The following is a 23,778-nucleotide window of genomic DNA, read 5'->3' as shown; positions in this document are numbered from 1 at the left end:
ACGTGAATATTATCGACGTGCATGATACCTGTCCTTAAATAAAAAAGACAGCCCATCCTTTTCTTTATTCAATCAAAGGGCCTTTTCTTACTTATTTTTCGCTCGTAAAAAATCCAGATTTCGTAGGTGGTAGCCACAAACGAAGTTCGCGTCGCTTTAATCTCAATATGCCGCTCTTAAAACTTCTTTAGAATTATCCTTTCTCTAGTGGTGTGGTAAAATTCAAAAAACAAGAAATAACATGCTAAAAATTAAAGTCATCTCTGGTGAAAATATTGACAGAGCCCTTAAGAGATATCGGAACAAAGTGAAGAGCACCAAACAGTTGTCAACTATTAGGGCCAACAATGAATATACAAAAAAATCCAAGGCCAAAAGAGATCAACGTGCGAAGGCCGTGTATCTAAAGGACTATAAGCTGCGGATGGAAGAATAGTCCTAAGAGATAATATCATCTATTTGGGGCAACCACTTAAAAAGACATTATGAGAGCACTTACCATATCCCAGCAGATTACCAATAGGGACAACCCGTCCCTTGTCAAATATCTAAGCGATATCAAACATATTCCAATGATTACCGCAGAGGAGGAGGTGCAGCTTGCTATTCGAATTAAAAATGGCGACGAGGAAGCCCTTCAAAAATTGGTTTTATCAAATTTGAGGTTTGTAGTCTCGGTCGCAAAGCAGTACCAATCTAGGGGAATGAATCTGCACGATCTTATCAATGAGGGAAATATTGGTCTTGTAACTGCGGCCTCCAAATTTGACGAGACCCGCGGATTTAAATTTATCTCCTACGCCGTATGGTGGATCCGGCAGGGAATTTTACAGGCTGTTTATGAAAAAGTCCGCATGGTACGGTTGCCCTTGAATAAAATCAGCGTGATCAATAAAATAAACGATATTAGCTCCAGTTTTGAGCAGTCGCATCAAAGGCCCCCAACGGCGGAAGAAATCTCCGATATCATTGACCGTTCCGTTTCCGAAATCAATACCTGTTTGGAACAGGATTCTTGGACCATTTCAATGGACAAATCCTTAGGTGCCGATGAGGATGGATTCAATCTATATGATTTGTTTCAGTCAGACCATTTTGACCGTCCAGATCAAAACTTGGTATATACCTCTTTGCAAACGGATATTGAGGTCCTTTTGGGAACACTTTCCCACCGGGAAGCCTATATTGTCAAACAATTTTATGGGATTGGGGAAGAACATCCGCTGTCTATTGAACAAATAGCCCAAGACCTGAATTTGACGGCCGAAAGGGTAAGGCAGATAAAATTAATGGCCCTAAAGCGGTTGCAAAACTCCTCAAAGACAGCCTTTTTAAAAGAGTATTTGGTATAGATTCTCTTTTTGTATGCTTTACCAAGGCCAGTGCCTTTGGCACATTACAGGCACTATTGCATGACCCCGTCTTGTAAAACCTCAGTAGGCAGCATTAGAAGTCACTGTGCTTTGTAGTCGTTATATGGCCATGCCCATTTATGAACATATCCATTCCCGTTTTTTAATTCTGACCACGCACCTCTTTTTTATTCTGTTGACAATCGTAGCGAGGAGGAGGAAACTGTTCTAGGACAGATGCATTTTTTGGGCTAAAAATGGCTTTATTGTCACTTCGAGTGAATTTTCGAGGCACGAGAAAATTAGTATCGAGAAGCTTCGGGACACACTAGGGTTCTCGATACAGCGTCTCTTCCAGGACGCCACCCGAACTGACAGTATGCTGTAATTGACCCTCCCCGTTCCGCGATAGCGGAACACCCCTCCCTGACCAGGGAGGGCAGCTTTTTTGGATGTTAAAGAGTACCATGTAACACAAATTGATGTTAGGTGGTAAAACGGCCTATTTTGGGATGCGTAGCAAATCCGGGAGGCCTTGGAATTGGGCAAAAGGAAATCGCCCATAAAGTATTCCGATGCAATCGGAAACGGCCTGGGCGATGCGGGCCAAGGATTTCTTGGGTTTCAAGTATCGCATAATCAGCCTAGCCTTTTTGGATACTTTTTCGGCGATGGAAAAAGTATCTGAACAAAAACCCCAGCCCTCCCCGTTTCGCTACAGCGAAAAACCCCTCCCTAACCAGGGAGGGGGAGCTTTTGGGTGTAAAACGTGTAGGAATTAAAACACGGCACTTATAATAATTCTGACGACGAACACCCCCGTTCTTGTCCTTCTAACGACGAACGAAGTGAGGAGGAAGAATCCGTTCTGGCCTAATACCTTTAATTACCCAAAACTTTATTTGCACCAACCAATTATTTATAGGATTTTTAAAGCACTTCCCCTAAAATAGAAATATAGTAACTTGTTACTATATACAATCGTTGCCAACAAGCTAAAAAATCGATATGAAAATTAAATACAGTCTCTTTTATTTAGTATTTATAATTCCAATTTACGGAATTGGACAAAGTACAGGTACAACTTTTCCTATCCAAGAAAAAGTTACATCGATTATGAACAAGTCGATAAAAACAACTGATTTACCAGCAGTTGTTGCAATTGCATCTAATACAAACAACGATGAAGTTTCATTTGTGTACGGTAAAGCAATTTGGACGGAAAACTTGGATGTCACAAAAGACCATATTTTTAGACTTTATTCAATGACAAAATTAATTACAAGCGTTGCCGCTATGCAATTAGTTGAAAAAGGCTTAATTGGTTTAGATGATGATTTAAGTACAATTGTACCTGAAATGACTGAAATTCCAATTTTATCAAACGGAAAGCTTAACCAAGCTAAAAACAAAATTACTTTAAGACACCTCTTAACTCACACATCTGGATTTGGTTATGGTTGTTGTACAGATTTGGAATTGTCGCAGTTTGATTATGAGAAGTGGAAATATCCCGATGCACCAAGAAGATTTGAAAGTGGTACAGAATTTTTATATGGTACGAGTTTAGAATGGGTTGGTAAAGTAATTGAAAAAGTTTCAAATTCAACTTTAGAAGATTATTTCAGAGAAAACATCACCAAACCTTTAAAAATGGACAGAACATTCTTCAATGTTCCAGATTCGTTAAAGCAATATATTGTTTCAAGAGGAAATCGAGGAAAAGACGGGATAGAACCATTGGCTGAAAATAAAGGTCGGGTACCCAAGAAAAAAGTTACAAGATTCAGCGGAGATGATGGTCTGTGGTCAACACCGAATGATTATATACGAATGCTAAAATGTTTATTAAATTACGGCACTCTTGATAATGTTAAAATACTAAACAGAGAAACAGTTGTAGAAATGACTAAAAACCAAATTGGAGATATAAATATGAATAGTGAAGGAAACTATTTCAATCCTGAATATTGCTGTGATTTAAGCGGACTTGCTACAAGTTCTACGAAATGGGGTTTGGCTTGGGCAATTGACAATAAAGGAAAAGACTCTGGACAAAAAGCTGGAACTGTTTTTTGGGGCGGAATGATGAACACCTACTTTTTCATTGACTATAAATCTGGAGTTACAGCTTGTATTTTCACTCAACATACACCTTTTAATCATATAGAAACAACCAAATTATTCGACAAATTCTCTGAAGTTATATATTCTAGAATTGACTGAACAATTTATTGAATAAAAAAGCCAGTTGGCAACAATGTATATAAAAAATAGGCGAAACAGTAATAAATTCAAGGCTTTTCGTTCGTATCAAAGTTGGTGCTTAACCGAAAGTTTGGTGCTTCGAAATCGCCTACTTTTCATATACTAACCGTTGGCAATAAGCTAAATCTTGATAATCATATCAAATTCTGATGCAGTAGCCATCACTTCATTAATAATCTCTGGAGCAAGTGATTTCTCAACAGCATTTTCTTCATTTTCGGGAACACCAATTTGCTCGAAAAAATCTCTAAATCCTTTAGGACTATGAATATTTATCCATTTACAAGGTCTTTCGCTTTTATTAGCAAACGTATGCAACGTCTTAGGCGGAATATCTACTGATTCTCCTGCCTTAATAACCTTAACATGTCCGTTTACCATAAACTCCATTTCACCTTCAATGATTAGGAATGATTCCTTAAATGAATTATGCATATGAGGTGGTGGACCTTGCATTTTGGCAGGGGTTTCAGCTAACATCAAATCATAATCTCCAGTGGTTTCATGAGGTGTTACCTTGTGCCCTAGTACCCATTTTGTATTGTTTTTATTCATTTTATGAGATATTTGTCTCACAAACATAAGAGTAAATTTTTTTGAATCCAAATTTTGTGAGATATTTGTCTCATGAATAAAAGATATTTAAATTCTGGCAGAACCAATCAAAAGTTAGAAACAAGAAATAAAATCCTTGCTAGTGCCCAATATTACCTTAATAAAGGATTAGAATTCAACCTTGAAGACATTGCTAAGAAAACTGGTATTTCTAGAGCAACTATATATAGATACTTTTCAAATATTGACATATTGGCCGCAGAAGCTGGGTTAGATTTTAGTACAGAAAGCCCAGAGAATTTATTTAATAACCTAAAAGGCAATGAAATCCATGATAAGATTCTCGAAATACAAGACTATTATAACAAACTAGCCTTAGATCATGAAAATCTTTTTCGAAAATACATTAGTGTTGTTTTAGGTTCAAACACTTCGACTATCAAAAGAGGTGCTAGAAGAACGATGACATTGAAAATGGCTCTGGAAGAAACAAATTTTACTCAAAAAGAAAAGGAGAATCTTTCGAACTTATTTACAATTCTGATGGGTATTGAGCCTCTCATTGTTACTAAAGACGTATGCAACTTAAATAACAAGGACTCTATAGAACTCATGAAATGGGGAATAAATCTAATATTCAAGGGACTTGAAGCTTCCAAAGAATAGTTAAAAGCCAATTGCCAACAAAGAACTGAGGCAAAAAACAAATAAATTCTTCCGTGATTTGAGGCATAATTATTTTAGGCCCTCTTGGAAATACCTTGTTTTTCGACTTAATTCTACCTATTACGAGTATGTTTTGTTTCACTACCTTGGTGCGGAAACCACGTAGTCCATGCTCGCCCACTTTGAACAGTTCTACATCTACATAAAAAGCAACCGCTGGTATTGGTTGTTTTCCATTTTTTGTCGGGTTTCCTAGGCCTTTGCCTTTTTGGTGGCCGGGTGGGTAAAGATCATAGGGGAACGCTTCGCCAGTGGCCTGTCCATCATACATCCCATGGGAGCCTATCTAGAGGCCCTGCACCATACTGGCTATTATTACACCTTTATTGGCGTGACACAGATTTTGGCCGCTATTTTATTGTTGATTCCCAGAACCATGACCTTGGGCGCACTCTTATACTTTCCCATAATCGTAAATATTTGGATCCTCTCCTATGCGGTACGTTTTGAGGGGTCTTATGTCACGGCGCCCCTCATGGTGTGGGCCTGTCTATTTTTGATCGTTTGAAACTATGACCGCGTGCGCTATTTGCTGCCACTGAACTACTTTTCGGATTTGGGAATCTTTCAAAAACCGGAGAAATACAGTTGGAAATTTCCCTATCTTTTTGCGGGTTTTGTGTTTTTGGTGATGGTGGGCACTGTGGCCTACGCCGAATTCGGACATGAAGTGATGCCCCATAATTCGATAAAGGATTGTAAAAAACAATTCACCGATGCCCCCAACCAGGAAGCGGGATATCAATTCTGCGAATGCATCCATACGACCGGAAACGACTTGGATACCTGTTTGGAAACCTATGAAGAAGTTAAAATGAGTTTAAACCTTAATATAACTACCATGAAAACAAGTATCTTTTTGCTGCTCTGGCTTCCATTTATGGGACTGGGTCAGGACGTGAATCAAGAAACTCAAAACGAGTTAAAGGCATTGAACGAACGCTTATTTAAAGAGTATACCTTGAATAAGAATACAAAGCCTTTGGAGGAATGTGCTACCGAAGGATTTGTGTTGATTGCAGGGAATGGTATGTTGGAAACCAAAGATCAGGCGATAAACGGAGTTGATAATGTAAATGTTTCCGAGATCAAGGTGCAAGTTGATAAGGTTATCCTTTCCGGGAATACTGGAATCGTTATTGGCGTTTTGGATATGAAAGGAACCATTATGGGAAGACCCGTTCCAGGGAAAATCCGATTCTCAAGTACCTTTTTAAAATTTGAGGATAGGTGGCGATTGGTAACTCGAACCATGACCATGATGCGCAGGCTGGAATAATAGCCGTACGTAAAAACCCATACCAATGAAACTATCCGAAGAACTCAAAGCATGTATGGCCAAAAGCGTCTTGTGCTGGATGGCCACGGCATCCAAGGATAACCTGCCCAACGTCTCCCCCAAGGAAATCTTTGCGGCATATCAAGAGGACAGTATCATCGTGGCCAACATCGCCTCGCCCCAATCGGTAAAAAACATAAAGCAGAATCCAAAGGTATGTATCAGCTTTCTGGATATTTTGGTACAAAAGGGCTTTCAGGTGAAAGGCAAAGCGGAAATTCTTACGAAAACCCACACCAATTTCCCGGAAATGGAAGGGATACTGACAAAAATGACCCAAGGGAAATTTCCTTTTTGGACCATTACGAGGATAACCGTGGAACAGGTAAAACCCATCATCGCCCCAAGATATCTGTTGTACCCTGAAACCACGGAGCAGGAACAGATTGCAAGTGCCAGAAAATCCTATGGGCTTTAAAATTAACGATATCTAAAAGGGCAATGGGATTTACCTAAAACTACCAACGTAAATCGGTCTCTTGAAGACGGGAAGGGCATGAAATAGAGGGCCATCTCAAGGAGGTCATACCCTATCTGGAACATGTCCTTATTCATATAGAGCCCGATGATCTGACATAGACCCCTTGACGTTAAAAATGGGTTAAACATTTGGTAAGTCTAGCCGGGATCGTAATTTTGGCCCGTGTTCGGTCAATTAAGAAATAGCGTTTATATAAGGTCTCTATGGGGTTTCATGGGAGTGTACCTTTTGAACATTAGTGTGGATACCATAGACCCAAAGCCAGAATATATTCCAGAAAATCTTGCCTTTAATGACCAAGAGAGTATTGTGGAAATTGTGGTGGAGCAGTTATTGGGTTTTGAGGAAGCTTTTGAGGAATTTGATGACCCGGATACGGAGGAGCACAATACTTCTTCCAAGGTGAAAATAAATCTTATTTCAGCATTCTTTTTTGAATATGGTTTGGATATTTCGAATTTTGAAACCGCTATAAAGACCTTTCCCAATTATCGAATGCACTTGCCCCACGGGTTTGGTCAATTGATTACACCTCCGCCCAAGGTTTAATTTGTTTTTCAGCACACTGGTTTCCCATCGCAAAAGCGACATGGGATTATTTTCTAATGCTTTAACAAATTAAAAATGCAAACTCAAAAATTAGGGGTGTTCTTCTTCGTATGGACACTTTCGGCCACCGGCATGGCCCAAATTTCAAATGCCGAAAAAGACAGTTTATATATTCAACAGGTGGAAAACCAAAAAGAGCCCAATAAGGTACTGCATGCGGAACCTCTTTATATTGATCTTATCCGTGATTTGGGCGCCAGAAGGGGAGAAAAGGAATGGAACCTAGGGTTGGGACTCACAGATAATTTAAAGTTTGATTCCTACGAAGCTTTGATCGAGTACGAATGGGCCCCCATGGATCGGTTGGGACTGGAAGTTGAGCTGCCATTCACTTTTTACTCGCCCCTAAACGGTACCCAAAGGGATTCGTTGCCTTCAAACAAATTGAACAGTATAAAGATAGCTGCGCAATGGTCCTTTTTTGTGAGCGAACCTATGGCCACTTCCATGGCTTTGGGATACATCAACGAATTTGAACTGTCCAACTTTAGAAATTTTGGGGCACCATTAATTTCAGGAAATGTCTATAATCCTTTTCTGGTCGTAGCAAAGCGATGGGGGACCAATATTCATTCCCTAATCTATACAGGTCCCATGATAGCGCAAAATTTTGAGACCCAAAAGTTTCACACCACCTACGACATCAATACCAGTTTTCATTATATGATAACGGGTACCCGAAATTTTATTGGAGTGGAATTCAACAAGACCATGGACCGAAGGGATTTTGACATGACCATACGACCTCAGATGAGATTGGGTATAGCCGATAATCTTATGATCGGTATCGTTGGGGGAATTCCTGTGAGTCGCGAAAATGAGCGTTTAAGCTCCTTTCTTAGACTGATTTGGGAACCCGCGCACAAAAGAAAATAAATGGGCTTGGGGACGTAATCGAATATTTTTTAAAACGTCCCCAAATGCATTTCAATAGTCGACCATACGCTTTGAGATTACAAAAGAGTGTATCTTATGGCCCGATGATGATAAAGAAACAGATCTGACCGGAATATCCATCGACACCTTTGGAGATAAACGGTTGCTAACTTTGAAAACCAAAAACAATTGAACTATGGGCATGAATAAAATAGCGGTAATCACTGGTGGAAGTAGGGGACTGGGCAAAGATATGGCCCTGCAGATTGCAAAGAAAGGTTTGGATGTCGTCATTACCTATCACTCCAACCAAGCTGCAGCGGAGGACGTGGTGGCACAAGTAAAAAGACAGGGCGTAAATTCCTTTGCCCTGCAATTGGACACAAGCGATGTTTCCACTTTTGATGCCTTTTATGGCCGTTTGGAAGAAGGCCTTCAAGAAACCATGGGGGGCACCCACTTCGACTTTCTCATCAACAACGCCGGTACGGGCATTTACAAACCTTTTTTGGAAACCACCGAAGCGGATTTTGACGAGATGATGAACATTCACTTGAAGGGCGTCTATTTTTTGACCCAAAAGGCCTTAAAATATTTGAACGATGGTGGTGGCATTATCAATATTTCCTCCGGTTTGGCCCGATTCACCTTTCCAAAATCCTCGGCCTACGCGTCCATGAAGGGTGGCGTGGAGGTATTTACCCGGTATTTGGCCAAGGAGCTTGGCGAACGAAAAATCAGGGCCAATGTGGTAGCACCTGGTGCGGTTGCAACCGATTTTGGGAATGGGGAGAACAAGTCCAACGAGCAAAAACGAAAAATGGTGTCCAGTGTAACGGCTTTGGGCCGGGTAGGGGAACCCGAGGATATTGGAGGTTTGATCGCGTTTTTATGCACAGAAGATGCCCGATGGATCAACGGCCAACGCATTGAGGCCTCAGGCGGTACCATGTTGTAAGGTATTGCTAGGATTTTAAATTTTCCAGCATGGTTTCCGTAGTGCGGTCCAAATCAAATTCCGGATGCCAATCCCAATCCTTCTGTGCATCGGAATCATCGATACTTTTCGGCCAGGAATCGGCAATGTCCTGTCTAAAATCGGGAGCATATTCGATGGTGAAATCGGGAATATGCTTTTGGATGCTTCGGGCCATTTCCGCGGGATCAAAACTCATGGCTGCAAGGTTGTAGGCGGACCGCACCTTGATCTTTTTTGTATCGGCCTCCATCAATTCCAAGGTGGCCCGTATGGCATCGTCCATGAACATCATGGGGAGCATGGTATCCTTCTTTAAAAAACAGGAATAACGCCCTTGGCTTAAGGCCTTGTGATAGATTTCCACGGCATAGTCCGTGGTACCGCCACCGGGCATGGTCTTCCAGCTAATGAGTCCTGGATAGCGAAGACTGCGCACATCCACATTGAACTTTTTAAAATAATATTCGCACCAACGTTCCCCAGACTGTTTACTGATGCCGTACACCGTGCTAGGTTCCATGATGGTATGTTGTGGCGTATGGTCCTTGGGGGTATTTGGGCCAAAAACGGCAATACTTGAAGGCCAAAAAACCTTGTTTATCTTTTTTTCCTTGGCCAGGTTCAACACGTTGAAAAGGGAATTCATGTTGAGGTTCCAGGCGCGCATGGGGAATTTTTCGGCCGTGGCACTGAGCATGGCGGCCATTAAATACACCTCGCTGATATCGTAATAGGCGACTACTTCCTCCAAGGTATCGTAATTGGTGGCGTCCAAGATTTCAAAAGGCCCGGAATTCATCAAAGTATCGCTGCCCTCCCGTATATCACTGGCAATGACCTTGTCGTTCCCATAGCGTTCCCTTAGGGTAAGGGTCAGCTCCGTTCCTATCTGTCCGCATGCGCCGATAATCAAAATGTATTTTTCCATTAAAAATGTAGTTAAATGACCTGTGGGGTAAAGATACCTTTTCTTAAAATTTGTACCTTCGGTCCATGCCAAAATTCCCGTATTTTATTTTATTTCTGTTGCTTTTGGGCTCCTGCAAAGACGTCGTCCAAGAGTCGGCCAACGTAGCCGAATCCAGCTTTGAGACCATGGCCAACGAGCTGCCCCCGGTGGTTGCCGTAAATGCGAAGTCCGATGCCATTTTGGCCCAATGGAAGGAGTATTATTCCTTTCACCAGAGTTTTGAACGTATTTACACCATTGGCTTCCGGGAGGATTTGGTGTTGGTCATTGAGGATTTGGTGGAAAAGCAAAAGCTATTGGAAGCCAGCGAATACCCGGCGGAGTTCAATATTCCCCAGGTGAAGGGCAGGCAAAAGGTGGTGAAAACGTATATTTTAAAAACCAAGGGGGATTTGGAGTACCGACTGAACCCGGAAAATTCCATCAAGGAACTCATTACGGCCTATAATGCGCTGAGAAAGCAGTTTGATGTGACCGTAAATAATACCCTACCGACCGATCTGATCGAAAATGAAGACGTATAGCTATATCCTGTTTCTACTTATATGTGCGGTTTCAACAGGGCAGGAAACCGATACAAAAACCATTGAAAAGACCTTGGATGCATGGCATCGGGCTGCGGCCGAAGCTGATTTTGATGGGTATTTCGGATTAATGACCCATGATGCCGTTTTTATCGGTACCGATGCTACGGAAAATTGGCAATTGGCCGAATTCAAGGAGTATGCAAAACCCCATTTTGACAAGGGAAGGGCATGGAGTTTTACGGCCGTGGAACGAAATGTCTATGTGGATGCTACCGGACAGTTTGCGTGGTTCGTTGAACTTTTGGACACCCAAATGAAACTTTGTAGGGGCTCCGGGGTCCTCAAAAAGATTGACGGATCTTGGAAGATTGCCCACTATGTTCTGTCAATTGCCGTACCCAACGAACATGTTGGGGAGTTGATCAAGATCAAGGAGGCCATGGACAATGCCTTGTTGGAGGAACTACGTAAAAATTGAGGGACCGTCCAAGAAAAAGATTCTCGAACGGTCCCTTCAATATTTCTTAAACAGTTTACTTCTTTGGTTCTTCCGAAGGAGCTTGTTTTCTAGAGTTAAGTGCCTGCTTGCTCAAGCTTGCCAGGTTAAAGTTAGGGTCAATGGCCAGCGCCTCGTCGATGGTCGCAATGGCCGCATCGATGTTTTCCTTGTCCGTGTTGAACTGCACAAGTCCCTTTAAATGGATGAATGCCGCTTTAAGGGGAACATCATAGGGTTGCTGACGCTCGTAAAAGGCATAGCGCATATCGTCCTTGGAATTGGCAATACCATATTCAATGTGGGTGGATGCCTTGGCATTGTCACCTATTTGAATGTTGAGGTCTGCCAGCTCATAGGCCAGATACGGATTTGGATTTCTCTGGTACAGTACTTCAAAATGTTCCAAGGCCCTTTTGGGTTGGTTCAAGGCTTTTAGGGAAATAGCCTTAACCTGCACGGCCAAATCTGAATCCGTGTCCACTTTTTCAATACCAATGGTATTCAGGGCCTGTAGGTGCTGGTTGTCGTTGGCATAGATATAGGCCAAGGTATCCATACGCTCCTGGGAAGGGGCCAACACGTTCAAGTGCGTTAGTGCATTGATGACACCATCCACATCGCCTTGTAACCGCATTTGGTTGTAGAAGGCCTCATAATGCTTTAATAGCTCACTTTTGGTCTGTGCCGTTCCATAGAAACCCATGGTAAGCACTAAAATAACAATGAATCTTTTCATCACGAACTGATTTATTTTTCGGTGCGCTAAACTATTAAATTATTCCCAATGAACTTGTTAATGAACCGTTTAATTGTCCTTAAACCCAAATAATGCATTATGACTTTGTAATGAGGGTTCAAAATACAATAAACACAGTTGTTTTCTTGATTTTAGCAGAGCATCGCTATGGTTAAATTAAAAAACAGCTTAAACAGCGTGTGTTTGAAGTAGTTTGAAGCCGTACTAGACTTTCTATTGCGTATTTTGGGTTAAAAGAGAAAGGACACCGTTGGGTGTCCTTGATTTCCTTTATTCGAACTTTCCTAGGCGAGCGAATAGACCTGTTCCTTTTGTTTGAAATTATTCAGGATTTGGGCATAAAAACCAAGACTTTTGCGGTCCCTGTCAATACAGGAACGGAGAAAGCTCTTAAGGTTGCCAAACAAAAGGTTGGTATGCAGGACGGGTAAGTTAATGTTCAATTTCCCGGGCCTGTAGGCTTCATCGTCCATTATGACATCCATTGTTACGCGGTGTCTGTGATAATCGATGGAAACATCGGCGGCATTATAGTATTTTTTGAGCAAGGCTACATGTAGTTGCGTAAACTTCCTGGATTTTCGCTCGTTTCCGCAACTTTGTGCGATCAAGCGTTCCAACTCCATGATAATCCGTTCGTTAAGCTTAGATTTTTTCATGACAATTTATTTTAAAGTTCACTCTAAGTTATGTATTTCGTCGATAACCCATTAAAAACCAACATTTTATTAACAAAAAATGGCGGACTTTGTTGTGAAAGCGCCAAAAGTTGTGGTGAAAATAGACTAAATAGAAGCCGAAAAAACGTAATTTTTAGTAATAAAAGGATTACAAGAAGTGATTTTTTTCAGATTTTCAGTCTCACTCGTATTGTAACTGGGTGGGTTTAATCCCTTCTCTTGGGCCTTTTGAGTATAGTAGGATTTCTTTGTTGGATGCGCCGGATATACCCCGTTTATCGTTTCGCCCCACAAATTATTTTGGATTATGGAAGTAATGATGCCGATGCAATCCTCCAGATGGATGAGGTTCACGGAGGCATTGCCTCCCGAAAGGTTCGTTCTACCGGATAGCATATGTATGGGATGTCTATCCGGACCGATAAGTCCCGCAAACCGAAGGATGGTCACTTCAAAATTTGGATTTTCCGTGAGTAATTTTTCCGTTTCCAAAAGCTGTTTGCCGGCTTCCGATGTCGGTACCGGGAGGGTTTCCTCATCCACTTCCCCTTGGCCGTCCCCATAAACCGATGTACTGCTCACAAAAAGCACCTCGCGAACGGCCGAGGTCGATATGTTGGCTGCCAACAGTGCTATCTTACGGGCATAGTTCTCTTTAGGTCCCTTGCCCCTAAGTTTTGGAGGAATATTGACCACTAGCGTGTCCGTCCCGTTTAGGAATTCCTGGATATTTCCCTGTATTTCATTTTCGGAAAGGTGCACCCGTAATGGTGCGATACCCGCATTGGAAAGGGTTTCCAATTTTTCCTTGGAGGTTGTGGTACCCTTTACCTCATACCCTTTTGTTACGAGCGATTTTGCCAAGGGAAGTCCCAACCAGCCGCAGCCTATGACTCCTATTACCTTATTCAAACTTCATTTTTTGGATGGTTAGTATGGCATCGTTCAGCACAAAGGGCATCGGGATGTTGTCTTCTGGCCGTTTTGGGACGGTGAACTGTGGATTTGTCAGCAGGTCGTTGCTTGCCTCGTAAAAGGTAAGTTCCAGAGTTGCATCCGCCGGATATACGAGCGATAGCAAGGTAGGCTCGTTGTCAGTGATGTAATGGGTTACCAATTTCCCGTTCCTTCGGTCTTTTAAGTAATAATCAGAAAGTTCGATACCGTTCACCATGGCCTTGTTTATGGGCGTATCGTTGGTGAACACTTCCAACCGGTTTACATTGCGTTGTGGGATAACCTGGAGTTTTAGGGATCGATGCATGCCGATAACGGTATCCGATAGTACCTCGATGATCGGCGGGGCGATTTCCTTTTTTGGGGCTTCAGCTACGTAACTGAATCCCGAACCGTATTTGCTGCTGATGGTGTTTTCGGACAGCTCCTCAGGTCGCATTTTGGTATCGCCAATATACTGCTTTGTCCAATCCGACACTACCTTTTCATACGTGGCCCATTGGCTTTCGTTTTTATCGACGTTCCATACGTACAGTAGACTGGTCGGTTTTGGGTTATCCGCATCAAAATCGGAATTCATGTGCGCCGATACAAAAAAGCCCAAAAACAGTAAAAAACTTAAAAAGGCCAAGCCCCTTTTGTTTCGTATCCGATTGATCAGGGGCAGCAAGAGAAAGAAGGTCAGCGTGGTAAACACCGTACTGGCCACCATCATTTTGAGCCCTAGGGCAATGGGAAATAGCTGAATAAATGGTGCGAAAATAAAAATGGCCGGTAATCCCAAAAACAACAATAAAAACCCGTTAGGGCTTTTTTGGTTGATTACTATGTACAGGGCCACCAAGCTTGTGTACACCGGGATGATAAAAAATGCCGCACCGTTCAGATAGTAACAGATCAGCGTGCAGACGACCAGCCAAAGAAAGAGGGGCGCCACCAATAAATTGGGTGTTTTCACCACCTGGAACTTGTGGTAGGCATAAAAACAGCTGCTCAAGCAGAAAAAAACAAAAACGAGAATGTAGGCATGACCGTTATAGGTAAAACCATGCAACATATCCGTATATGCCGGGTATATGGATTTTAGCGCGCCCCAAGAAAAGTATCCAACCGCTCCGTTGATGCTCAATGCGATGAGCATGGGTACAAAACCTTTTAGCATGTCCTTGCCGCTCAGTACCTTTTTTTGGATACCCAAGACCAACAACCCTAAGAAAAGGGCAATGCCCAGAAAGAGCATGGGCCAGATCCATTCAAAGGGATAGGAGACCATTTTAAAAATGGGAACATTGAAATAAACGGATTCCTTCAAACTCCGTACGGTGGTCAAATCCATGGCGCTGAAATGATCTAACAAAGCGGTGAGGTAGCTACCTTGGTGGGCGAGGGTGTTTTTATCCAAGCGTTCGTAGGAGTCTTTAGCGGTATGATAATCGAAATGGTCGTCAATAAAGGCAAAGTTAAACCCATCGATATCCGCCTTTTCCCTGAAAACAGTCAAGTCCGTATCGTTGGGAAGCAATTTGTAGATGCTGTAGGCGAGGGAGTTCGCCACAGGATATTCAGGATTTGCTTTTGTAAACTCCTTGATCAAATTATAATTGCCCCGGTTCGTTTCCAAAAGCATGATTCCTGGGCCACCGCTCCCACGGGCCTCAAAATTGATAACAAGACCAACGTCCTTGGTCCACGGATGGTCCCTTACAAACAGATCGGCCCCGTTAAGGCCCAACTCCTCGGCATCGGAAATGAGGATAATTATGTCATTTTTTGGCGATTCGTTTTTGGCCAAAAAGGCCCTTACCCCTTCCAGAATGGTGGCAACCCCACTACCGGCATCGCTGGCGCCCAAGGAGGAATGCGGACTACTATCGTAATGGCTTAATAAAAGGAGGGCCTTACCGGTACCCGTTCCTTTAATCCTGGCCAGAATATTGGTCGCCTTACTGAGGTTGGCCCAGTCCCCGGCGGTGTATCCCTTTTGTAATTGGGTCTGCAGGCCCATTTTTTCCAATTGGGAAACGATGTAGGAGCCTACTTTTTGATGTGCGGGAAATCCAACGCCGTGCGGTTCCTTGGAAATCGCTTCTACATGGGCCAAGGCCCTATCCGTGGAAAAGCTATCCTTACCAAGGTCAATATCCGCGGAATATGTGGGCATTAGGGAAGCAATGCTCCAATACACGGCCAACGTCAAGAGGAGCAATATAAGTACGGAGGAAGTCTTTTTCATTGGTTATCGGTTCTGTCTAAAATTATTAAATATTAAAGAGATGTGACCATTCATCTATTTTTTTTACCATATTAACTTTTTTTTAATATATTTATTAATCAACCGCTAAATATATACTCATGGGAATCAAAAGCTTTCAAGGAATCAGGAAGACCGTTAAAAAGGAATTTGAGGCCCCTATATTGGTGGCCGATTATATGACCACCAAATTGGTGACCTTTAGGCCGGACCAGTCGATTTTGGAGGTCATGGAAAAGTTTGCCAAGCACCATATTTCCGGTGGGCCAGTTTTGGATGACAACGGATTTTTGGTGGGGATCATCTCCGAGGCCGATTGTATGAAGCAAATATCAGAGAGCCGCTATTTTAACCAGCCTATTTTGGAAAAGAACGTGGAGAACTTCATGACAAAAAATGTGGAAACCATCCCCGATGATATCTCAATATTCGATGCAGCCGGTATCTTTGCCCAGCATAACAGAAGAAGGCTTCCCGTAATGCGCAACGGTATTTTGGTGGGGCAGATCAGTAGAAAGGACATCGTCATTGCGGCCCTAAAGCTGAGCGGCCACAATTGGAAATAAATTTTTAAACCAAGTTAGTTAACAAAGGTGCTTCCGAAAGGAGGCATTTTTTTTGGGTTCCAATGCTATGTTTTCAGCATGGAGCCTATCCAATGAACCTGCAATATGTCATGCTATCGTTTTGGAATTTGGAATTTTTGAAAATTCAAATTTTGAAGGTTTTTGCTACCTCCTAAAACGTGCTATTTATTGTCAGTTGTTAGTTGGTTCAATTCTGCCCATTCCGTCCAAGAACCGTCATATAGTTTTAGACTTTTTTCATATCCGATAGCACTGGCCAATAAAATGATACTGGCCGTAATGCCGGAACCACAACTAAAGACCATTTCTTGGGGTTCTTTGACGATACCCTGAAATAGTTTATTGAGTTCATCTGCAGATTTGTATTTGCCATTGTCAAGTACATCCTCAAAAGGAAGATTCACGGAATTTGGTATACTGCCGCTTTGTAGGTGTTTTCTTGGTTCCGGAGCCGTTCCGTTGAACCTGCCGGCCGACCGGGCATCCACAACAACAAATTTTTGTCGGTCGATATTGGCCTTGATCTGGTCAAAGGTTACTACCATATCGGTTTGATAATCCGACTTAAAATTTCCCTTTTTTGTTGGCTTTAAATGTTCCGTAACCGTTTCAAAACCATTTTCGATCCAGGCGGGCAGGCCACCGTCCAAAACGCTAATGTTGCTATGTCCCATAAGCTGGAACAACCACCAAACCCGTGGACTGGTATAAATGCCCTTGGTATCGAACACTACAATTTCAGAATCTTGGTCGATGCCCAGGTTTTGACATGCAAGCTCAAATTGTTCCGGTTTGGGAACGGTATTGGGAAAAGGGCTGGAGGCATCCACAAAAGCATGATCCAGGTCCGCGAACCGTGCCTTTGGAATGGTCCGTCCATTGGTTGTTGAACTGGCATCTAGAATGACCAGGTTCGGTTTTTCCATATGCTGATGAAGCCATGTTGCGGATACTAGTGTTTTCATAGATTCGGATTTTTTTGTTTTGCGGTTTTCGTGACTATTATTCCCGCTTTACGATCATATAAAAATCATTATCCAAGGGCAGATAGCCCAAGTCATAGACAAAATAGTAGGTGGTTCCTTTTTTGGTGGTATAAAGATTGGTGATGTACTCAAAATCAAAACCCTTATCCATCAGTCGGGTTTTTGTGGTCTTTGTTTTACCGTCCGTAAGTTTGAAACTGTCCAACACCCTGTAATTTTTTCGTAGGCGATTGTTGATGTTCCGTACGAGGTTTTTACTATCCTTGTTGAATTTGTTATTGTAAGCGTTTCGGCAGTAATCGTTGCAGAATTTTTTGTCTGCCCTGCCCATGACTTCCGTCCCACATTCCAGACACTTTCTTTTTTCCATCTATTGCCTTTTGTAATTGAACTGCACTTCTTCCTGGGTGCCATCTTCATTCTCTATGACAACGTATAGATTCACTTCCTGATCCGAAATCCTTTCAAGGGTAAACTCGTCAAAATAGACCCTGTTTCCGTCTATTTTGACCAATCTAAAGTCTACCGTTTCTTCTTTTTCTTCCCACCCAAAGAGGTCTCCGTCAAAGTGTTTTAATTGAAATAACAAAGTTCCGTCCAATTCCCGGATGTGCCCTAATTCATAAAAACTTACGGTACCATCCGATACCAATTTAAAGGAAAACATCATGGTGCCTCCCAATGGCGGACTCCAGATTTCTTCCGTATTGCCGCCAAAAGCTTCCCCTTTCCAGTGCCCTGTCATCCATTCTACATGTTTGAGGGTGGCTTCCGGGGATTCCATTCCTTCTTCCCAAGAAAGGGTATTCTGTGCACCTATGGAATGAATAAGAAACAAGGAAATAATCAAGAATAGTCTCATATATGATTCGTTTGCAACAAGGTAAGAATTATCCGTTTACAAATGGATAAAATTATTGTTCGTAAAATTCGATGGGCAAATCGTCCGGATCGGAGATGAAGGTGAATTTTTTTCCGGTGATTTCATCCACCCGGATAGGTTCTACCGCAATATTGTTTTGGTTGCAATGGGTGACCATTTCTTCGATACTCCCAACTTGAAAGGCCAAATGTCGCAATCCACAAGCTTCCGGTCTGGAAGTGCGTTTTGGAGGTTGGGGGAAGGAGAAAAGTTCTAGGATATAATGACCGTTTAGGGCTAAATCCAGTTTATAGGAATCCCGCTCGGTTCGGTAGGTTTCATTTAAAATGGTCAGTCCCAGAAATTGGGTATAAAATTCCTTGGATTTTTCATAATCGGAACAAATAATGGCAATATGATGGACCTTTGAAAGCATTAGGAAACTACCTTTATTTTGTATTTGGCCAATAATCCGGGCAGATTTTCCATGGAAAACGTACAGTTGGACAGAACGTTCCTTTCCGGATCTATATTCATATTGGTTGAAGTGCTTACATCCGCTTGGGAGAGGTTGGTGTTTTGAAATAGGGCATTTTCAAGGTTACATCGAACGAATTGGGACTGCGTTAAGTTACAATCCGTAAAATCGGCCCCAATAAGTTTCGAGTCTACCATGCGAAGCCCTTTCAGCGTTAGGCCATAAAAGGAGCTATAATTCAAGGTGCAGTCCAAAAAACTGAAGTCAATGAACAGGGCGTTGCATGTCTCAAACTTTAACCCCATCATCTTGCAATGTTCAAAGCGGACTTCCTTAAAAATGGTATTGACCACGTTGGCGTTGCTCAAGTTGCATTCCAAAAAGGTACATTCCATAAAGTGTTGGTTGTCCAAAAAGCCATCGGAAAAATCGCAACCTTCAAAACGGCAGTTTTCATATTCCGCCCTCTTTAAACGGGTTTTGGTGAAATCCTGCGCTTTGAAGGTTCGGTCGCAGATAAAATCGGCCATATATTTCTATCCTTATTCTTCCATAATAATAGCTGGAAGCTCCAGAGAACGGTACGTTTGATTGTACTCCGCCATTTCTTTTTGAATGATGGTTTGTTGCTCTTGTTTGAGTCCGTTCCAAAGCTGCAACAGATCCCTATACCGTTCCTTGGCCCCTTGGGTAACCTTGGGTTCGGCCACGTCTATATAGCCTTTTAAGGTTAGAAGTTGCGCATTTAGTTGGTTCTTAAAGTTGATGACATCCTGAAATGTTTTTTGTTTGGGTTGTATCAATTTTTCTTCCCATTGGGTAATCCTTTTCATAATGGAATCCCCCTGTTTTAGTAACTCCGAAGCACTATTGGTATCCTTCAACAACTTCTTATAATTTTCCAATTGTGCCTTGGCAGACCGCATTGCATTGACGGCTTCGTGTATCTCCGCGACCGTTTTATCAATGGTGTTCAACATTTCCTGTTGCTCTGCATAGTCGGCCGGAGTTGCCTTTACGTTGGGGTTTGCCAAGATGTTGACCTCCGTTTCGGAAGAGGTTCCGGGCATGGAAAGACGTAGCGTATAGGTTCCCGGGGCTACGGTGGAGCCTTGGTCACCTCCCAGTACGAATACCTTGTCCACGGCCACAACGGGGTCCTTCCTAAAATTCCATGTAAAGCGGTTATAGCCTTTTTTGGATGGCAAAACTTCCGGTTTTGAAGGACCTCCCGGCCACGATTTAAAATCCTTTGGTTTTTGGTTGGTTAGGGTGCGGATGACCTTGCCCTTGTACAACACCTCCAATTTAAGTTCAGTGGAATCCAGTTTTTCTTCCAGATAGTAATCGAAAGTCACGCCACTTTTTGGGTTGGAGCCTTCCCCTGGCCCTGGATTTTCAGTATAGCCTCCAAAAAATAAATACGTGTCCTTGGGTTGAAAAACGGTTACTGCCTGCTTTTCGGTCTTAATATTTTGTAAGGCCGATAGGTCGTCCAGAATCCAAAAGGCCCTTCCGGCCGTAGCGGCTACTAGGTCATTGTCATGGATAATGAGGTCGTTAATGGGCACTATAGGCAAATTCAATTGCAGAGGCTGCCAATGGGCACCATCGTTTAGGGAAATGAAAAGACCGGTTTCGGTGCCAGCGTACAAAAGCCCCTTTTGTTTGGGGTCTTCCCGAACGACCCTCGTAAAGGTATGCTCTCCCGTGATGCCGTTTACGATTTTGGTCCAAGTAGTACCGTAATCAGATGTCTTAAATATATAGGAATTCAAGTCCATGGACTTATAGCGCATGACCACTACGTATGCGGTTGCCGGGTCATGGGGAGAAACCTCAATGCTGTTCACAATACCATCGGGGATTCCTGATGGGGTTACGTTTTGCCAGTTTTGGCCACCGTCGCGAGTTACATGCAAGAGTCCGTCATCACTACCTGCCCAAAGTACACCTTCCTCATGCGGGGATTCTACCAAATAGGTTAGGGTATTGTAATTCTCGCCCCCCGCGGCCTCATTGGTAAAGGGGGTTCCGCCTGGGCCATGCTTGTCGGTTTCGTTTTTGGTCAGGTCCGGACTGATGGCGGTCCAACTGATACCCTCATCGGTCGATTTAAAAACGACGTTCCCTGCATGGTAAATAGTCTGTCTGTTATGGGGCGATGTAATGATGGGTGCATTCCAGTTATACCGATATTTCGCATCCTTGGGCGCAATGCTCAGACCCAGTTCCGGATATTGTTTGATGGGTTTGGATTCCTTGGTCGCGGCGTCCCACTTGTCGATATTACCCTGATAGGTGCCGCCATAAATAATTTTAGGGTCATCCGGGTCAAAGGCCAAGAAGGCACTTTCACCACCTGCCACAGCATACCAGTCCTTCCAATCGATACCTGAATCGTTGGTCCTGGAGGCAATGGCCACAGTTGTGTTGTCCTGTTGTCCGCCATACACATTATAAGGCACCAAATTATCCGTAATCACCCTATAAAATTGGGCGGTTGTCTGGTTTTCCTGGGTGCTCCAACTTTTTCCACCGTTGTTTGAGACATTGGCACCCCCATCGTTGGAATTGACCATCTTCTGGTTGTCATAAGGGTTGATCCATAAATGGTGGTTGTCTCCGTGAGGAGTAGGTACAGGTGTAAAGGTTTTTCCCCCGTCAATGGATTTGGTAACTGGGGCGTTCAAAACATACACGATGTTTTCATTTTGGGGGTCCGCAACTATTTCCATGTAATACCAAGATCTCGCAATATTGATACGGTCCTTGTTGACCTGGATCCATTTTTTTCCGGTATTATCGGAACGGTAGACCCCGCCTTTTTCGCCTTCTGCCTCAATAACGGCAAAAACCTTTTCTGGATTGGCCCTGGAAACGGATATTCCAATTTTACCCATTTCCTCTGGAAGTCCTTCTTTCAATTGTTTCCATGTTGAGCCGCCATCAGTAGACTTATAGATGCCAGAATTTTTCCCACCGGATTCCATTACCCAGGGATAGCGTCTGTGCTCCCACATGGCGGCATACAGAATCAAGGGATTTTTCATGTCCATGGATAGGGAAGAGGCTCCGGTGGTGTTATCCACAAAGAGGACGTTTTCCCAAGTAGTACCCCCATCGGTGGAACGATAGATACCTCGTTGCGCACTGGGGCCGTATTGCGCCCCCTGGGCTGCTACAAAAACAATATCAGGATTGCTTGGGTGAATGATCACATCCGAAATATGTCGGGTTTCATCCAAGCCCACATGGGTCCAGGTCTTTCCGGCATCGGTAGATTTGTAGACTCCATCACCCATGGAGGTCATCACCCCCCGGGCCGCATGTTCGCCCATACCTGCAAAGACGATGTTCGGGTTGCTTTCCGCCACGGCAATGGCTCCTACGGTTCCGGTTTTTAGGAATCCGTCCGAAATATTTTTCCAAGTAAGACCGTCATCCGTAGTTTTATAAATTCCACCGCCCACGGTACCCATATAATAGGTCATGGGTTCACCGATGACCCCGGTAGAGGCTACGCTTCTTCCACCTCGTGAAGGTCCAATGTTGCGCCACTTTAGGCTGGTAAACATGGAGTCCTGAACTTTTATGTATTCTGGCTGGTTTCTGTTTTTTCTACGCTGGGCTTCTAGGGTTGTTGGTACGATAAAAAGTAGTGCGATGAGACAGCTTAGTTTTTGTATCATGGTTTCGGATGGTTTTAGGGCTATGAAGATAATGAATTGGGGTTTATTTTCCGTTTTAAAGTGGGAATCCTGGCAAACACCTAAAATATCTTACTCAGACCCTCCCCGTTTTGCCGAAGCAAAACACCCCTCCCTACGCAGGGAGGGGAGCTTTTTTGGTATTAGGCATAATCCCACTCAACTATAAAAAAGGCAAATCCAAAACCTAAAGATGAATGAGTGGTTCCCTTTCCAGAAGAATACATCGAGAAAGCTCGGGATGGAACCTGTTCCGTGAAACGGAACGGCCGAGTTTCGAGATGGGTATTACGAAGTAAAAATTCCTGCTGGAAAGTCTCCTTTCTTTTGCTTCCTTTTCTTAGGAGAAGCAAAGAAAAGGAAGGATAAAATATTGAACCCAATCCCTACCCACCTCGTTTCGTTATCGCAAAACACCCCTCCCTAATCAAGGAGTGAAGCTTTTTAAAGGAAGCCTCTCCTTTAGTGAGGAATTCTTCTTGTGTAGGGGGTCTAGGTAAGAATGTTATTTAAAGATAATTATATGAAATGGGGTTACATCCAGATACTAATCGGCATATCGTACCTTTGCCCGCTAGAGTTGTTGCTAAATGGGATATCTAAAGGAATTAAAATCGGGATTCGTAAAGATTTGGAGGAATATTGGGTTTAAGGTGCCATCCGATGATGTATTGGGCGAAATATCTGAAAATGTCTTACCGGACGGCGAAGAACCCTCCGACTTCTGGCGCAACCAGATAAACCGACTCAAAAGGAGGGTCCGAAGTGTTGAAAACCAAGAAAACCTAGTTGTCTTTTATGGGAGTTCCTCCATACGGCTGTGGGTGCATATGAGGGAAGACATTGCTCCCTTAAATGTGTTGAACCTGGGTTTTGGTGGTTCCAACTATGCTTGGTGTGCCCATTATTTTGATGAGGTATTCGGCCCTTTACATCCTAGCAAAATTGTTCTATATGCTGGGGAGAACGATTTGGGCGAAGGAAAATCCCCCGAAACAGTTTTGGCCGACTTCAAGTGGTTGGTGCAAAAAATCAAGGCAAAGGATGCAAACATAGCTTTGGCGATTATTAGCATAAAACCCACGATGGCAAGGCAGGAGATGCTTCCGGATATTTTGGAAACCAATCGGTTATTGGAAAAGTATGTGGTCCATGAACTACAGGCCCAATTCATTGATGTCTTTTACCCGATGATATCCAAAGACCACAAACCTCGGCCCGAACTGTATATGGCGGATGGACTACACTTAAACAAAGCGGGTTATGAAATTTGGAGCCTGACCATACGATCGGCACTACTACCTTCATAGGTGCATTTTCCCGATAGCA

27 protein-coding genes are annotated in these 23,778 nt (G+C 43.0%); 14 read left to right on the top strand and 13 right to left on the bottom strand.

The genetic code is table 11. From position 1 onward, the window contains the following. Positions 1-241: 241 nt before the first annotated feature. A complete protein-coding gene (locus PP181_RS01360) occupies positions 242-436 on the top strand; it encodes a small ribosomal subunit protein bS21 (RefSeq protein WP_272635690.1) in 195 nt (64 codons plus the stop codon). Positions 437-485: 49 nt separating this feature from the next. Further along, positions 486-1,352 (top strand): sigma-70 family RNA polymerase sigma factor, encoded by an 867-nt coding sequence (locus PP181_RS01355; RefSeq protein ID WP_272635689.1) that lies wholly within the window; start codon positions 486-488, stop codon positions 1,350-1,352. Between the two features lie 502 nt (positions 1,353-1,854). Here PP181_RS01355 and PP181_RS01350 read toward each other — a convergent pair. Further along, the gene (locus PP181_RS01350) at positions 1,855-1,989 is read right to left on the bottom strand and encodes a hypothetical protein (RefSeq protein WP_272635688.1); all 135 of its coding nucleotides are present in this window, start codon (positions 1,987-1,989) and stop codon (positions 1,855-1,857) included. 371 nt (positions 1,990-2,360) lie between these two features. On the opposite strand from PP181_RS01350, the gene PP181_RS01345 reads away from it, so the two are divergent. Continuing rightward, on the top strand, positions 2,361-3,578 hold the full coding sequence (locus PP181_RS01345) for a serine hydrolase domain-containing protein (RefSeq protein ID WP_272635687.1): 1,218 nt from the start codon (positions 2,361-2,363) through the stop codon (positions 3,576-3,578). Positions 3,579-3,740: 162 nt separating this feature from the next. Here the strand turns inward: PP181_RS01345 and PP181_RS01340 are convergent, their stop codons facing one another. Further along, entirely contained in the window at positions 3,741-4,175 is a 435-nt protein-coding gene (locus tag PP181_RS01340; protein ID WP_154917478.1) for a cupin domain-containing protein, read from the bottom strand. Between the two features lie 72 nt (positions 4,176-4,247). Here PP181_RS01340 and PP181_RS01335 point away from each other — a divergent pair, with 72 nt between their 5' ends. The 7 genes from PP181_RS01335 to PP181_RS01305 all read left to right on the top strand — a co-directional run bounded on the left by PP181_RS01335 (position 4,248) and on the right by PP181_RS01305 (position 9,164). Then, positions 4,248-4,841: a TetR/AcrR family transcriptional regulator gene (locus PP181_RS01335; RefSeq protein ID WP_154917477.1), complete on the top strand. Its 594-nt coding sequence runs from the start codon at positions 4,248-4,250 to the stop codon at positions 4,839-4,841. Between the two features lie 271 nt (positions 4,842-5,112). Further along, positions 5,113-5,409 carry a hypothetical protein gene (locus PP181_RS01330; protein WP_272635686.1) on the top strand — a complete coding sequence of 99 codons (297 nt, stop codon included), beginning with the start codon at positions 5,113-5,115 and terminating at the stop codon, positions 5,407-5,409. 12 nt (positions 5,410-5,421) lie between these two features. Further along, positions 5,422-6,180 carry a nuclear transport factor 2 family protein gene (locus PP181_RS01325; RefSeq protein WP_272635685.1) on the top strand — a complete coding sequence of 253 codons (759 nt, stop codon included), beginning with the start codon at positions 5,422-5,424 and terminating at the stop codon, positions 6,178-6,180. Positions 6,181-6,205: 25 nt separating this feature from the next. Beyond that, on the top strand, positions 6,206-6,658 hold the full coding sequence (locus tag PP181_RS01320) for a pyridoxamine 5'-phosphate oxidase family protein (RefSeq protein WP_272635684.1): 453 nt from the start codon (positions 6,206-6,208) through the stop codon (positions 6,656-6,658). 276 nt (positions 6,659-6,934) lie between these two features. Next, positions 6,935-7,270: a hypothetical protein gene (locus PP181_RS01315; protein WP_272635683.1), complete on the top strand. Its 336-nt coding sequence runs from the start codon at positions 6,935-6,937 to the stop codon at positions 7,268-7,270. 75 nt (positions 7,271-7,345) lie between these two features. After that, positions 7,346-8,206: an HAEPLYID family protein gene (locus PP181_RS01310; RefSeq protein ID WP_419776348.1), complete on the top strand. Its 861-nt coding sequence runs from the start codon at positions 7,346-7,348 to the stop codon at positions 8,204-8,206. Between the two features lie 196 nt (positions 8,207-8,402). Continuing rightward, on the top strand, positions 8,403-9,164 hold the full coding sequence (locus PP181_RS01305) for an SDR family oxidoreductase (RefSeq protein WP_272635682.1): 762 nt from the start codon (positions 8,403-8,405) through the stop codon (positions 9,162-9,164). Positions 9,165-9,171: 7 nt separating this feature from the next. Here PP181_RS01305 and PP181_RS01300 read toward each other — a convergent pair whose 3' ends face one another. After that, on the bottom strand, positions 9,172-10,113 hold the full coding sequence (locus PP181_RS01300) for an NAD-dependent epimerase/dehydratase family protein (protein ID WP_154917472.1): 942 nt from the start codon (positions 10,111-10,113) through the stop codon (positions 9,172-9,174). Between the two features lie 65 nt (positions 10,114-10,178). On the opposite strand from PP181_RS01300, the gene PP181_RS01295 reads away from it, so the two are divergent. Both PP181_RS01295 and PP181_RS01290 read left to right on the top strand, forming a co-directional pair. Beyond that, a complete protein-coding gene (locus PP181_RS01295) occupies positions 10,179-10,679 on the top strand; it encodes a hypothetical protein (protein WP_154917471.1) in 501 nt (166 codons plus the stop codon). Beyond that, a complete protein-coding gene (locus PP181_RS01290; protein WP_272635681.1) occupies positions 10,666-11,160 on the top strand; it encodes a nuclear transport factor 2 family protein in 495 nt (164 codons plus the stop codon). Before PP181_RS01295 ends, PP181_RS01290 begins: the two co-directional genes overlap by 14 nt. 55 nt (positions 11,161-11,215) lie before the next feature. Here PP181_RS01290 and PP181_RS01285 read toward each other — a convergent pair whose 3' ends face one another. The 4 genes from PP181_RS01285 to PP181_RS01270 all read right to left on the bottom strand — a co-directional run bounded on the left by PP181_RS01285 (position 11,216) and on the right by PP181_RS01270 (position 15,808). Beyond that, positions 11,216-11,917, bottom strand: a complete 702-nt coding sequence (locus PP181_RS01285; RefSeq protein WP_272635680.1) for a tetratricopeptide repeat protein — start codon at positions 11,915-11,917, stop codon at positions 11,216-11,218. A gap of 305 nt (positions 11,918-12,222) precedes the next feature. Then, positions 12,223-12,597, bottom strand: a complete 375-nt coding sequence (locus PP181_RS01280; protein WP_272635679.1) for a hypothetical protein — start codon at positions 12,595-12,597, stop codon at positions 12,223-12,225. Between the two features lie 126 nt (positions 12,598-12,723). Then, a complete protein-coding gene (locus PP181_RS01275; protein ID WP_272635678.1) occupies positions 12,724-13,530 on the bottom strand; it encodes an SDR family oxidoreductase in 807 nt (268 codons plus the stop codon). Further along, entirely contained in the window at positions 13,523-15,808 is a 2,286-nt protein-coding gene (locus PP181_RS01270; RefSeq protein ID WP_272635677.1) for a M28 family peptidase, read from the bottom strand. Before PP181_RS01270 ends, PP181_RS01275 begins: the two co-directional genes overlap by 8 nt. A gap of 119 nt (positions 15,809-15,927) precedes the next feature. Between PP181_RS01270 and PP181_RS01265 the strand changes: the two genes are divergently transcribed. After that, positions 15,928-16,392 (top strand): CBS domain-containing protein, encoded by a 465-nt coding sequence (locus tag PP181_RS01265; protein WP_125221560.1) that lies wholly within the window; start codon positions 15,928-15,930, stop codon positions 16,390-16,392. A gap of 182 nt (positions 16,393-16,574) precedes the next feature. On the opposite strand, the gene PP181_RS01260 is transcribed toward PP181_RS01265, so the two are convergent. The 6 genes from PP181_RS01260 to PP181_RS01235 are packed head-to-tail and all read right to left on the bottom strand — an operon-like array spanning position 16,575 to position 22,431. Continuing rightward, positions 16,575-17,378 carry a sulfurtransferase gene (locus PP181_RS01260; protein ID WP_272635676.1) on the bottom strand — a complete coding sequence of 268 codons (804 nt, stop codon included), beginning with the start codon at positions 17,376-17,378 and terminating at the stop codon, positions 16,575-16,577. A gap of 37 nt (positions 17,379-17,415) precedes the next feature. Beyond that, positions 17,416-17,769 (bottom strand): hypothetical protein, encoded by a 354-nt coding sequence (locus PP181_RS01255; RefSeq protein ID WP_154917464.1) that lies wholly within the window; start codon positions 17,767-17,769, stop codon positions 17,416-17,418. Next, a complete protein-coding gene (locus PP181_RS01250) occupies positions 17,770-18,261 on the bottom strand; it encodes a DUF6265 family protein (RefSeq protein WP_272635675.1) in 492 nt (163 codons plus the stop codon). It lies immediately after the preceding gene. A 52-nt stretch (positions 18,262-18,313) separates the two neighbouring features. Further along, on the bottom strand, positions 18,314-18,697 hold the full coding sequence (gloA2, locus tag PP181_RS01245; RefSeq protein WP_272635674.1) for an SMU1112c/YaeR family gloxylase I-like metalloprotein: 384 nt from the start codon (positions 18,695-18,697) through the stop codon (positions 18,314-18,316). Then, on the bottom strand, positions 18,697-19,269 hold the full coding sequence (locus tag PP181_RS01240; protein WP_154917461.1) for a pentapeptide repeat-containing protein: 573 nt from the start codon (positions 19,267-19,269) through the stop codon (positions 18,697-18,699). The genes gloA2 and PP181_RS01240 overlap by 1 nt, the downstream gene beginning before the upstream one ends. A gap of 12 nt (positions 19,270-19,281) precedes the next feature. Beyond that, positions 19,282-22,431: a VPS10 domain-containing protein gene (locus PP181_RS01235; protein WP_272635673.1), complete on the bottom strand. Its 3,150-nt coding sequence runs from the start codon at positions 22,429-22,431 to the stop codon at positions 19,282-19,284. A 608-nt stretch (positions 22,432-23,039) separates the two neighbouring features. On the opposite strand from PP181_RS01235, the gene PP181_RS01230 reads away from it, so the two are divergent. Then, positions 23,040-23,759 carry an SGNH/GDSL hydrolase family protein gene (locus PP181_RS01230; protein WP_272635672.1) on the top strand — a complete coding sequence of 240 codons (720 nt, stop codon included), beginning with the start codon at positions 23,040-23,042 and terminating at the stop codon, positions 23,757-23,759. Positions 23,760-23,778 lie beyond the last annotated feature (19 nt).

Origin of the sequence: Maribacter sp. PR66, assembly GCF_028464205.1 — a bacterium.
GTDB classification, from domain to species: Bacteria; Bacteroidota; Bacteroidia; order Flavobacteriales; family Flavobacteriaceae; genus Maribacter; species Maribacter flavus.
Note: the sequence above shows the minus strand (reverse complement) of the source record. Positions and strands in the feature narration are given on the sequence as shown.

Bases quoted from the DNA above. Each gene is read 5' to 3' on its own strand.
- PP181_RS01240 (WP_154917461.1), bottom strand. From the start codon at position 19,269: ATGGCCGATTTTATCTGCGACCGAACCTTCAAAGCGCAGGATTTCACC.
- PP181_RS01315 (WP_272635683.1), top strand. From the start codon at position 6,935: ATGGGAGTGTACCTTTTGAACATTAGTGTGGATACCATAGACCCAAAG.
- PP181_RS01235 (WP_272635673.1), bottom strand. From the start codon at position 22,431: ATGATACAAAAACTAAGCTGTCTCATCGCACTACTTTTTATCGTACCA.
- PP181_RS01310 (WP_419776348.1), top strand. From the start codon at position 7,346: ATGCAAACTCAAAAATTAGGGGTGTTCTTCTTCGTATGGACACTTTCG.
- PP181_RS01260 (WP_272635676.1), bottom strand. From the start codon at position 17,378: ATGAAAACACTAGTATCCGCAACATGGCTTCATCAGCATATGGAAAAA.
- PP181_RS01280 (WP_272635679.1), bottom strand. From the start codon at position 12,597: ATGAAAAAATCTAAGCTTAACGAACGGATTATCATGGAGTTGGAACGC.
- PP181_RS01355 (WP_272635689.1), top strand. From the start codon at position 486: ATGAGAGCACTTACCATATCCCAGCAGATTACCAATAGGGACAACCCG.
- PP181_RS01255 (WP_154917464.1), bottom strand. From the start codon at position 17,769: ATGGAAAAAAGAAAGTGTCTGGAATGTGGGACGGAAGTCATGGGCAGG.
- PP181_RS01270 (WP_272635677.1), bottom strand. From the start codon at position 15,808: ATGAAAAAGACTTCCTCCGTACTTATATTGCTCCTCTTGACGTTGGCC.
- gloA2 (WP_272635674.1), bottom strand. From the start codon at position 18,697: ATGCTTTCAAAGGTCCATCATATTGCCATTATTTGTTCCGATTATGAA.
- PP181_RS01230 (WP_272635672.1), top strand. From the start codon at position 23,040: ATGGGATATCTAAAGGAATTAAAATCGGGATTCGTAAAGATTTGGAGG.
- PP181_RS01360 (WP_272635690.1), top strand. From the start codon at position 242: ATGCTAAAAATTAAAGTCATCTCTGGTGAAAATATTGACAGAGCCCTT.
- PP181_RS01345 (WP_272635687.1), top strand. From the start codon at position 2,361: ATGAAAATTAAATACAGTCTCTTTTATTTAGTATTTATAATTCCAATT.
- PP181_RS01300 (WP_154917472.1), bottom strand. From the start codon at position 10,113: ATGGAAAAATACATTTTGATTATCGGCGCATGCGGACAGATAGGAACG.
- PP181_RS01320 (WP_272635684.1), top strand. From the start codon at position 6,206: ATGAAACTATCCGAAGAACTCAAAGCATGTATGGCCAAAAGCGTCTTG.
- PP181_RS01350 (WP_272635688.1), bottom strand. From the start codon at position 1,989: ATGCGATACTTGAAACCCAAGAAATCCTTGGCCCGCATCGCCCAGGCC.
- PP181_RS01250 (WP_272635675.1), bottom strand. From the start codon at position 18,261: ATGAGACTATTCTTGATTATTTCCTTGTTTCTTATTCATTCCATAGGT.
- PP181_RS01295 (WP_154917471.1), top strand. From the start codon at position 10,179: ATGCCAAAATTCCCGTATTTTATTTTATTTCTGTTGCTTTTGGGCTCC.
- PP181_RS01265 (WP_125221560.1), top strand. From the start codon at position 15,928: ATGGGAATCAAAAGCTTTCAAGGAATCAGGAAGACCGTTAAAAAGGAA.
- PP181_RS01285 (WP_272635680.1), bottom strand. From the start codon at position 11,917: ATGAAAAGATTCATTGTTATTTTAGTGCTTACCATGGGTTTCTATGGA.
- PP181_RS01305 (WP_272635682.1), top strand. From the start codon at position 8,403: ATGGGCATGAATAAAATAGCGGTAATCACTGGTGGAAGTAGGGGACTG.
- PP181_RS01290 (WP_272635681.1), top strand. From the start codon at position 10,666: ATGAAGACGTATAGCTATATCCTGTTTCTACTTATATGTGCGGTTTCA.
- PP181_RS01340 (WP_154917478.1), bottom strand. From the start codon at position 4,175: ATGAATAAAAACAATACAAAATGGGTACTAGGGCACAAGGTAACACCT.
- PP181_RS01335 (WP_154917477.1), top strand. From the start codon at position 4,248: ATGAATAAAAGATATTTAAATTCTGGCAGAACCAATCAAAAGTTAGAA.